Here is an 11,167-nt window from a genome sequence, read left to right as displayed (position 1 = left end):
TTTATGTAAGTAGTTACTAATACATTTATGATAACAGACTTGAATTGGAGGGAATTACATGCAGCACGACAATCCAAATCATAAACTTTACAAAAACATTCCCCTATCCCTCTTCTCAATAAAAAATGAGCTAAAACAAAAATGCACCAACGCAAATAACTTTCTTTACCCCTTTTCGAAAGAAGAAGAAATATTAATACATACAATTAAAGAAAGAACAAAATTATTAAATCAAAATAATGTGACAAGAACTCGCGCTTACTATCAATTTTACAAAAGGTATCCTGAAATACATTGGGCATTACTTGGACATATGGTTTCGCGTAACGGCGGTTGGAACATGACAGATTTAAAGGGGGATTTATATACGAAGTTGTTATCTGAGAAAGATCAATTTACTTTCTTTTCTTTTTTAGAACGGGGGAATTGGCTTATCTTTCAAGATGTGTATCCACAATTTTTGTTATATGAACAGAGTGTAAAAAAATCCAAAAATCTTTTTTATCTCCTCCCTCATCTCAATGTGTCAACATTTATGGAAACGATGTGGAACTTTTTTTGGAAAACTGGAAACAAACAAATATTAGCTATTTCCACTATTATTAATGAACAAAACTACTTAGAAAAAAGAGTAATTCAAAATAAACACTTCAAAAAAAATGTACTAAATAGTATTGGATTCAAACTTTTTGATTTCTTTCAATTTAATCATATCCTCTTCCCTTTCTGCGAAGAAAAGCCTATACAGAAAACAAAATTAATTGGTGATACAATGAAACACTTCACTTCCTTACACGAACGAATTTTGCTCGGAAAAAGATTATATGCACTATTATTTCATGATGAGCATGTTTTAGCTCGTATACTACAATGGGCTGACACTCATCCACACACTGGATCACGAAAAGATTATTGGCCACATTTATTTTCAAGCGTAAATGAATCCTTTTCAAGAGAGTTTTATAAACGAAGAATAAAGAAATGCCAATTAAAAAGTGATGCCTACCGTATATATAGCCCTGCACTTATGTATGCATGGAAAAATATGAAACATGAAGAAGCAGAATATGAAGATTGGTTTAACGACTGGCAAGTCATACATTATTTAACTGATAAGGAGGAAAGGATACATGGACAAATCACAGAAGACTACTGTAAAACACTCGAAAAGATTGAACTGGCCATTCTTGCAAAGAAAAATGTTCTCCTTCGAGAAGAAGAATAACCTTTTCGCATTAGTCGTTACAATCTTACTCTCTTCTATTATCGGCACTTGCTTAGATGCTTTCTTTGTTGCGAAACAAATATATTCCTTTCCGGTTAGACCATTCTCATCCATATTTTCAGTTAACATAGGCTTTACTTTGTTTGTACTACCGATTTTAACAACAATTTTCATACACATTTCAAAAAAACTATCTGTATTTTCTAGGATTCTATTTATTCTTACAATAGGTATTTGTGCTAGCATTTTTGAACAGATTGCTGAAAGATTAGGTTTCTTTACTCATAGTGTAGATTGGAATCATACATATTCTTTATTTGGCTATATGATATTCTTTTTTTTATTTGGAAAGTATATCATTGCATAAAAAAATAAAGAGATCATTATAGATCTCTTCTTAAGCATAATCTTTAGTTATTGCTAATGGTGCACGGGTTTGAAGGCTTTTAGATCGTAAACGATAGGCAACGACTTTCTTCTTATATTGCTTTATTACGTCAACGTGTTCCTCATAGCTGTATAGAGAAAATCTAATCTCTTTATTCCCTTTTTTCGTATCGATGACGATTGGTATTCCTTCTCCGCGCGGTGGAAAATAATGTTTATCTAAAAATAAAGCTTCATTAAATTCATGAATAACTTGTAGTTTCGTTTCTCCCTCTATATTTTTTCCATCTATCGATATAGAGGTATTCTCTTCCTCAAGTTTTTGATGCAATTCAAATTTACTAATAATTGATTCTACAACAGAAGTCGGCATACTAGAAACTAATACTTTAATAGCTCCAAAAACAAATAATGTAACTATAAACCATGTTGTCACTTTCATCATCTCCATTACAATTTAAAATATAAATTTCGTTCCATATGGTATAAATATACTGATGAGTATTCCTGTTACAATCATAGTCACCGAACCGATTGTCGCTTCTTTCTCTCCTTCTTTCACAAGACGGCTCACACCGATAATATGTGATGCGCAGCCCATTCCCACTCCTTTTCCAATCGTACTTGTTATACGGAAAAACTTAAGTACTGTTGGTCCGATCACAGCACCTGTTATTCCCGCAACAACTACAAAACTAGCAGTCATAGATGGAATGCCACCAATTTGCTCCGCTATTGAAATAGCAATAGGCATCGTTGCTAATTGTGGTAGGGTGGTTAGTATAAGTTCCTTATCTATATTTAACATTCCACCAATCACTACATTCATAGTCGTTAAAGCCAGTATACCTGTCACTACGCCGATTAGTATCGATAAAAAGTTTTTCATCAGTATCTTTCGCTCTTTAAATAGTGGTATCGCTAACGCTACGATTGCAGGACTCAATAGCCCTGTAAGAATGTCTCCCCCATTTTCCCTATACTCATGATGAGAAATACCAAAAATCAAAAATAAACAAATCATAATTGTAGTAACTGTTAACACCGGTAACATGAATGGAAACGTAAATTTTTTATATAACTTTGTCGCCAATAAATAAATTACTACTGTAATAATAATTAAGACCATTTGCATCTTGCACCTTGTCGATTTTATTTTTTGGATGTTACTACTAATTGACTTATATACCCTGAAACAATCAAAGTTACTACCGTGCTTGCAACTACTAAAAGGAATATACTACTACCCTTACCGAAAAGAAAAGCCCCGTATTCTATCAGCCCTGTTGTCGAAGGAATGAGAAATAACGGTAAAAATAAGATTAACTTTTCCGCACCTTCTTCAAACCACTTTAATGGTAAAATACGAATAGAAAGGAGTAGAAAAAGCATTAACATCCCTATTAAACTTCCTGGCATTGATAAATGGAATACTCCTTGAATCCACGTACCAACTAAGCTAAATACATATAGCACGCCTACTTGAAGTAAAAGCGTCACGTACTTCATTTCTTTCCCTCATTCCAATATTACGCCTCTCTATTATGAAATCTCATTTAATGTTTCAGCAAACCTCGTCATTCCCAGCTGAATTTGTTCGACACTTACTCTCCCAAAAGTAAAACGAACATATTCACTTTTAGTACCTAAAACACTCCCCGGGACAAACGCTACACCATTTCGTATAGATTCACCTAATAAATGATATTCATCAAACGTTCCTTGCACTTTGCACCATAAATGTATTCCACCCTCTGGAACAAAGAATTCAACCTGGTCTCCTAATATTTCTTCAAGCTTTCTAATTAATACATCTCTTCTTTCTTTCAATTGTCTACGAAGCATTGTAATATGCGCATGAAAATCGTCTGATTCTAAAAATTGATTTGCCACCCACTGCGTAAATACACTGTGCCCAAAATCAACTTGCTGCTTCGCATCCGCTAAACGTTCTATTACACGCGTAGGACCAATTACCCAGCCAATACGTAATCCCGATGCAACAATTTTTGATAATGAACTTACATAAAGAACATTCCCGTTTTGATCCATTGATTTTAATGTTGGATTCACTTCTCCATTAAAGGACGTTAAACTATACGGATCATCTTCTACAATCGGTATACCAAATTCAGAAGACAGTTCTAAAATCTTTTTACGTCTTGCTAATGACAGCACAGTTCCCGTTGGATTTTGATAATCTGGATTTAAAAATACCATGCGAATACGATGCTTTTTATGCAAATCAATTAGGTCATCTGGATTCATTCCATGCTGATCAACAGGTAAATGAAATATTTTTAAACCAGCAGATTTAAACATCGGCAATGAGAAACAATACGAAGGGTCCTCAATTGCAATCGCATCACCAGGTTTTAATAAGCACTGAACGATAAGATTAAGTGCTTGTTGTGCTCCAGATGTAATAAGAATAGAATTCGAATCTGCTTCAATTTGTTTATATTGCTGAACATGTGCTACAATTGTTTTTCTCAACATTTCATTTCCAAGTGGATGGTCATAACCGAGGTTTTCCATAAATGTTTTCTCCGACAAGATCGTTCGGAATCTATCACTTGGAATTAATTCTGGTGATAATTCACCACTCGCTAAATTAATTAAGTCGTCTTTTTGCGTTTCCGTTCGAATTTGTTGAACGAGTGGTACATTAGGTAAGAACGATCCATCCTCAACGTACCTACCCCAGTTCGGTATTCGTTTATGTGACACACCCCATATGTCTGTATTCACCCGTGTTCCGCTTCCTTTTTGCCGTTCTACTACTCCAAGTGATTTTAATTCTTCATATGCAGCAACTATCGTACTCCGGTTCACTTGTAATTCTTTTGCTAACATACGCTCAGAAGGTAACTTGCTATCAGAAGGAAACTCACCCGAAGAAATACCCCTTTCAATATAATCTGCGATTTGTTTATATACAGGCGTCTTATCTGCACGATTTGGTTTCCATTCCATATAGTTGCCTCCTTTCAAAGCTAACTATCCTCAATTTATTACTAACAGTATTTACCGTAAAAATAGTATTAATTAGTCACATTTTCTCATCCTAAAATGGATATATTAAAATAGCTCCGTTTCTGATTACTCGATAGCTTCTGAAATTCCAGCTTCATACTCTCGTTGCAGTTCTGTTACAAACTATCAAATTATTACCGCATACCACGTTACCCCAACAAGTAGTACGAAAAGAAGGATAATATAAATAGTTGATAAGTTTTTCACATTTCTCTTTGTAGACTTGCCATAATTCTCCTCCACATTCCGTGCAACTAGTACGGTTCCAAACAGTGATCCAATTACAATAATAACGACTAGTGAAATCGCAAAGCTCATAGTATTTTCACCTCTCTAAGGCCAGTCTATTCTTATTAAGAACTTCCTCTTTAAAACGTTAATAACATACTACCTTTCTTCTCTTATCATAATAGATGTTTACAAAAAACGGACCAACCACTTTTATGTTTTTTTGCTCATCCACTTTAAAAATAAAAAGCACCTGAACACTTATGATCAGTTGCTTTTTTGCAGGATTATTTATGCTAATTTTCATTTGAAATTAATTTGATTTAAAAGTTTAGCCTCTTCATAATGAAACATCGATTGAGATAACTCAAAAATTGTTCCATTTACAAGATACACTGTTTTTTAATAAGAAGCGACGTATTTTATCGCTTCTTACTCTCATCATCTTTAATCTCTTATTAATGACTTATTCGCTCTTATAACTTCTTGATACAGCAATGGTGACCACTTTTCATTTATGTAGTCTTGAATGATCCAACCTACTCTTGTAGGACTCTTTTGTTTTATATAGTTTGCAATTTCAGGATTTATATAAGAGGCATAGTAATATGGACTATTCCATGCTGTACCACCAGAAGACAAGCTTGCAAAATTAATATATAGATGATGTAAATCCTCACTATTATTCATCGTTTCATTGATCGTATCTTTAATAGATTTTACTTTCTCATCATAACCCACTTTATATTTATCTTGTACCGTTACATTTACGTTGTGATTTACAGTTGTCGTAAACGTCTCATTATCTGGCCAATAAAAATTATTATATCCTCCAGATTCATTACTACCGCCATATCTTTTTAGTAGTACAATTTTCCCACGAGCATCTCCAAGTTTTATATTTCCTTCTGTTTTTAAAAAGATAGGATCAACAAAATAATTTTTTTCAAACGTATTACTAAAGGAACCTTCTGCTCCTTTCATATCCTCATACTCTTTTTTTAAAGACATAATAATTGTTTCACTCGGGTTATCTTTTAAAAATTGTTTCGCTTCGTTTATGAATTCGTGCAGTGTTACATAAAGATATAATGGCCCATGATGAAGAACTATCGTATTATCATCTGTTAAACGTCCTCTTATATCAAAAATTCTAGCTCCATGATCCATTTGGTAACGAAAATCATATTCTTGCGTCATTCCCCATACTTGCTTAATCGGATTTTGCAACTTAAACGTTCCACTATCATGTGTTCCTGGAATTGAAATTCGTGCTAACGGGATATTATCAGGTATAGGTTGCATCCATTTTGACCAATTTTCAAGCTCATTAACAGAGCTAGCCGCAACGATTCTCTTCTCATGTAAAGCAAATACAAATGTGATAAATATCGTACTACATATGAATAATTTCAAAATAAATTTCTTACTGCTCATTATTATTCCTCCTTTTTTGTTTTATATCAAACTTATTGAATATAATATAATCTAGTGAGTAAAAAATAAATATCATTTCATAAGTATGAAATATTGCATAGAAATAAAGTTAAAAAACATTCATATATCCTGAATTAGAAAAATTTAAAGGAACTTCATCTGAAGCTCCTTTCGTTTACTTTATATTCAATACATATGAACCATCTTTATTCTCATACTTATAGACGTATAAATAATATTTACCTGGCTTTGCATTATAAGTTCCTTTCACTACATTTCCTTCATTTTCACCATATGCTACATAGTTATTTAAATCTGATTCATGATGAAGTACCCATGTCATTCCGATATTTTGTTCATTTAGTAGGGATATGCTAATATTTTCCATAGAGTCAATTTGGAAAGTAAATACATCTACTCTATCACTATTATGTAACGTTCCTTTCACCGGTGTATGAAAGTTAACTTTATTTGCCTGTATACGTTCATTATTTGGTTCATTTTCTGTTACTTGTAACTCATTCCCACCGTTTGGTTTTCTTTGTCCATACCCTAAGTTAACTAGTATAGACTTCAAATCTGGTAAAACACCAATTTTATCTGCATATGGATCTTTAGATTTTGTTCCTGTGCTCTGGTTGCTTAATATTGCTCTTAGTTCACTCGGTCTATATGGTTGTCCTAAATTTTCTTTCGCAATGCTTTGTACTAAAGTCGCTGCTCCGGCAATAATAGGTGACGCACTCGACGTGCCACTAAAGCTAGATGTATACAGATTTACAGCACTTCGACTTTGCTCTGCTGTAGTTGTATCTACGTTTTCTCCCCATCCATACACATCAATACGGCTGCCATAATTCGAAAACCACATACGCTCATGAGGGAAAGATGAAGAGCCCGCTCCTACCATAATTGCACCTGAATCTTTAAAATCTTTACTATTACGATTTAAAATTTGTTTACCATTTCTATCTTTAAATTGGTCTAAATCATTCCAACCATTTGCTCCAGCTTCTATAATGACAACACCTTTATCTGTACCGGCACGAATTGCATCAAAGATATCTGGTTGTACCTCAACAGGTAAATATTTATCACCATATCCATCAAAGGAAGCTTGTGCCTCTAATAATAAAACATCCCCAGCTTCTAACTGATTCACAGCACTTAATATTGCATCAGCTGTATTATACTGTCCGTTATCTCTTATTTGAGAGATCACCTTTGCTTTCGCTTTTGGCGCAATCCCAATATTCCCAACTTCATTGTCCTCAGAGGATACAATTCCTAGTACAGACGTCCCATGACCGACATGTTGATCTATATTTATTCCAGACATTAATTCAATATTTTGATGTACTAGATCCTCATGATTTAATAACCATCCATATTCCATATCAACAAAAGTTATACCATTTCCTTTACCGCCTTGAACTTCCCAGGCGAAGGGCGCATTAATACCGTATGGTGCTGCTTCTAAATAACCTTGTTGTTTAAATCTAGGATTGTTATTAGGACTAAGAGATACACTTGATGGTCGCACTTCTGGTGGCGTTATTTTTTCTTGTTTCTTCATATACACATCTTCTATTAAAGAAGATTTCTTTAACCTATCTACTAGTTCTTCTTTCTGCTCACCATTTTGAGTTTGAAAAATATAGTAGTTTAATAAATTTGTAGATACATTATTGGGTGCTTTCACTTCAAGGTCTTCTATTTCCTCTGGACTTACAGATGTGAATAAACGCGTGAATGTTACATCTGGATATTCTACCAAAAGATCTTCTAGCACTTTGTCGTTCGTTTGAGATTGTATTTGTTTTTCAATACCATCTTCATATGGAAATTTCAAATCCGCTTTAAATTTTACAATGATTTGCTTATCTGTTTCTTGATCTATTCCTAATTTACTCTGCTGCTCTATAGAATCAGCATGTACACTATTGATAGTGCCTCCTGTTCCTAAAAGTGTTGTAATGATTACAGTTGACGCACACATTTTTTGAAATATTTTCATTACTTCAATCCTCCTATTAACAACAATTAATCATTATATTAATTTATAGTGATTTTATTTATATAACATATTCCCTTTCTACTAAATAGATTATAGTAATCAGCAATATGAACTTCAATGTATTTTCATATGCAATATTTCATATTAGAACTCTACAATACATGAATAAAAAACTTATAATGATTATTTATTTTATATGTGCTAATATACTTACATTAATATATTAAGTATATAAATATCCAAAACTAGATTACTGAACAGCTTCACATTAATTTTTTCTTAGGAGGATTTACAATGAAATTATTAAAAATAAAACATATAATCCCTTTATCTGCGGCTGCAATTACATTCGTATGTAGTCAAAGTACAGCTGAGGCTTCTACCATTCATACAGTAAAAAAGAATGATACACTTTGGGGCATTAGTAAACAATACGACGTTTCAATACAATCCATTAAACAGGCTAACCATAAAGGAAACGATCAAACTTTCATTGGCGAACAGTTACATATTCCAGGTTCCGTCAACTCAAATGAAATCACTGTTCACCAAAACGCCAAACCTGCGAACATTTCTGAGCAAATTATTTATCAAGTACAACCGGGAGATTCATTGGAAACGATAGCAAAGCGTTACAATATTACCGTTCAATCTATAAAACAAATTAACAATACAGTGGGAAACAAGCTCTATGCAGGGCAACATTTGAAAATCAACTCAAGCATTTCAGAAAAAGAAAAAGACTTAATGGCACGCTTAGTTACCGCTGAATCAGGTGGCGAATCGTATAAAGGAAAAGTAGCAGTAGCGAAAGTTATACTAAACCGTGTAAACGCAAAAGGTTTTCCAAATACAATAACAGGCGTTATTTATGAACCTATTACATACGGATATGCATTTACTCCTGTTACAGATGGAAGAATTAATCATCCTGCAAGCCCAGAAGCAAAAATGGCAGTAGATGAGGCTATCTCCACAAATGGAATACATTCTGATTGGCTTTATTTCTACAATCCAAAAACATCAACAGACAAATGGATTACGACACGTCAAACAGTGGCAGTAATTGGTAACCACGTCTTCGCTAAATAACATATAAAAAAACAGACCTATTCACTTAAAAGGTCTGTTTTTTATATGTAAGATTTTATTAATCATATGACATAGTAATCTTTTAAAACTATCTCTTCTTTCAAATGCAAACATTTGTATTTACTCCACCAGTCGAAGAAATGAAAAAGCATCAAGTTCAAAAACTCCCTCTTTATTAAGAAAAGCTATTTCTTAACTTCATAAAATTGTTATACACTAGAAAAATAAAAAACAAACTATTCGTTAGCAGGTGAAAAAATATGTATGATGTTACAATTATCGGCGCTGGAGTAAGTAGCATTTTTATGGCTTATTCACTAGCTAAAAGTAACAAAAAGGTTTTAATTCTTGATAAAGGTAAAGCGCTAGAAAATCGCCATTGTCCTTTAGACGAAGGAAAAGCGTGTAATTGTACTACATGTGATAAATATTTCGGATTTGCTGGTTTAGGAAAATCTGAAGGGAAATTTAATTATACAAATGGATTCGGCGGAGAACTTGAGTAAAAAGTTGGAAAAGAGGGTTTTATACAACTTATGGCTGAAGTAGATGAAATTCTATGTCAGTTCGGAGGAAATTCAGTTTCAAAATATTCTACAGAAAATCCAAATCTCAATAAGAAAGCTGAAGCTTGTGGTTTGCAAATGCTAACAACAGAAGTACGGCATCTTGGTACTACCCTTTCAAGTGATATTTTTCAGCAACTCTATGAATTTTTACTTGCGAAAATAAATATACAATTTCATATAGATGTACAACATATTATGAAACAGAAAGATCATTTTACTATAGATACAAATGAAGGAACATTTCAATCTAGGCAACTAGTATTTGCAACTGGGCGTTCCGGAGCGGATTGGTTAAAGGAGATGTGCACTTCTCTACATATTTTTCAGGAACAAACTCGTGTAGATTTAGGTATCAGGGTAGAGATGAAAGAACACCAATTACGTTCTATATTAAAAGATACATTTGAGACAAAACTTTCGTATGAGCATAAAGGTTTCACAGCAACTACGTACTGTATGAATCCAAAAGGACGCATCATTAGAAAGTACGAAGAAGGTTTAGTTATGCCTGACGGTCAAAATTTTCGGGAGAAAGGAACTGGTACACCTAACTTAAACTTCACTTTATTTATCCCGCTTTATTTTCCAACTCTCAAAGAAGCAAATCTGTATGCAAGCTCAATTATTAAAGGCATTAACCAAGGACAAGATCGGATTGTTATACAGCGCTTAGAGGACTTATTAAAAAAAGAACCTACAATAGCGAACGCTATGAAACATAACCGTATACAACCTACACTACAAGGAGATTATGGAGATTTGCATACAGAAATTCCTCCATTATATATTGAAGGACTTAAAGAATTTTTATTACGCTTAGAACAATTTATCCAAGAACCGATCGATAAAGATACTTTATTATATGGAATTGACGGAAAGTTTTATGCTCCTACAATAAAACTCAATAATCATTTTGAAACAAGTATACATGGACTATTTTTAGTTGGGGATTGTTCAGGCGTCACTCATTCATTATCTCAAGCTGCTGCAAGTGGATTGTATGTTGGAAAATATTTATCTATGGTTTAAATTCTTTCATTAAGACACCAATTAAATATTTTAAATTTCACAACGCTTTATTTATGTACCTTATCCTTCCCCCGCTAACGACTCCCCCGTAAAAAATCGGGATTTTACGAGATACATATGTAATATAACTATGTATGTAAAACGATT

At 33.3% G+C, this 11,167-nt stretch carries 9 protein-coding genes and 3 pseudogenes; 4 read left to right on the top strand and 8 right to left on the bottom strand.

The window, feature by feature from the left end; all coding sequences use genetic code 11:
• Window positions 1–58 precede the first annotated feature (58 nt).
• Together QCI73_RS08960 and QCI73_RS08955 are read left to right on the top strand one after the other, a co-directional pair.
• A complete protein-coding gene (locus QCI73_RS08960; RefSeq protein WP_001163389.1) occupies window positions 59–1,225 on the top strand; it encodes a DUF2515 domain-containing protein in 1,167 nt (388 codons plus the stop codon).
• A pseudogene (locus QCI73_RS08955) lies at window positions 1,131–1,600 on the top strand (CBO0543 family protein). The gene QCI73_RS08960 and the pseudogene QCI73_RS08955 overlap by 95 nt, the downstream one beginning before the upstream one ends.
• 22 nt (window positions 1,601–1,622) lie before the next feature.
• Here QCI73_RS08955 and QCI73_RS08950 read toward each other — a convergent pair.
• The 8 genes and pseudogenes from QCI73_RS08950 to QCI73_RS08915 form a co-directional block, all read right to left on the bottom strand.
• Entirely contained in the window at window positions 1,623–2,048 is a 426-nt protein-coding gene (locus QCI73_RS08950; protein WP_327922648.1) for a YfmQ family protein, read from the bottom strand.
• Window positions 2,049–2,069: 21 nt separating this feature from the next.
• Window positions 2,070–2,741, bottom strand: a complete 672-nt coding sequence (locus tag QCI73_RS08945; protein ID WP_353822772.1) for an LrgB family protein — start codon at window positions 2,739–2,741, stop codon at window positions 2,070–2,072.
• Between the two features lie 23 nt (window positions 2,742–2,764).
• Window positions 2,765–3,121 carry a CidA/LrgA family holin-like protein gene (locus tag QCI73_RS08940; RefSeq protein ID WP_327922624.1) on the bottom strand — a complete coding sequence of 119 codons (357 nt, stop codon included), beginning with the start codon at window positions 3,119–3,121 and terminating at the stop codon, window positions 2,765–2,767.
• Between the two features lie 33 nt (window positions 3,122–3,154).
• Window positions 3,155–4,588 (bottom strand): MocR-like pyridoxine biosynthesis transcription factor PdxR, encoded by a 1,434-nt coding sequence (pdxR, locus tag QCI73_RS08935; protein ID WP_327922623.1) that lies wholly within the window; start codon window positions 4,586–4,588, stop codon window positions 3,155–3,157.
• A gap of 186 nt (window positions 4,589–4,774) precedes the next feature.
• Entirely contained in the window at window positions 4,775–4,966 is a 192-nt protein-coding gene (locus QCI73_RS08930; protein ID WP_000006450.1) for a hypothetical protein, read from the bottom strand.
• A gap of 213 nt (window positions 4,967–5,179) precedes the next feature.
• Window positions 5,180–5,275: pseudogene (locus QCI73_RS08925) on the bottom strand (GntR family transcriptional regulator); the annotation flags it as partial.
• A gap of 48 nt (window positions 5,276–5,323) precedes the next feature.
• Window positions 5,324–6,313 (bottom strand): phosphatidylinositol diacylglycerol-lyase, encoded by a 990-nt coding sequence (gene plcA, locus QCI73_RS08920; RefSeq protein WP_000095615.1) that lies wholly within the window; start codon window positions 6,311–6,313, stop codon window positions 5,324–5,326.
• A gap of 175 nt (window positions 6,314–6,488) precedes the next feature.
• Complete coding sequence (locus QCI73_RS08915; protein ID WP_353822771.1) at window positions 6,489–8,330, bottom strand: S8 family peptidase; 1,842 nt, start codon at window positions 8,328–8,330, stop codon at window positions 6,489–6,491.
• A gap of 294 nt (window positions 8,331–8,624) precedes the next feature.
• On the opposite strand from QCI73_RS08915, the gene QCI73_RS08910 reads away from it, so the two are divergent.
• Entirely contained in the window at window positions 8,625–9,422 is a 798-nt protein-coding gene (locus tag QCI73_RS08910; protein WP_353822770.1) for a cell wall hydrolase, read from the top strand.
• 260 nt (window positions 9,423–9,682) lie between these two features.
• Window positions 9,683–11,020: pseudogene (locus QCI73_RS08905) on the top strand (NAD(P)/FAD-dependent oxidoreductase).
• Window positions 11,021–11,167: the final 147 nt, after the last annotated feature.

This window comes from Bacillus cereus group sp. MG16 (genome assembly GCF_040459875.1).
Lineage (GTDB): Bacteria > Bacillota > Bacilli > Bacillales > Bacillaceae_G > Bacillus_A > Bacillus_A paranthracis.
This window is presented reverse-complemented; position numbering and strand designations above follow the sequence as displayed.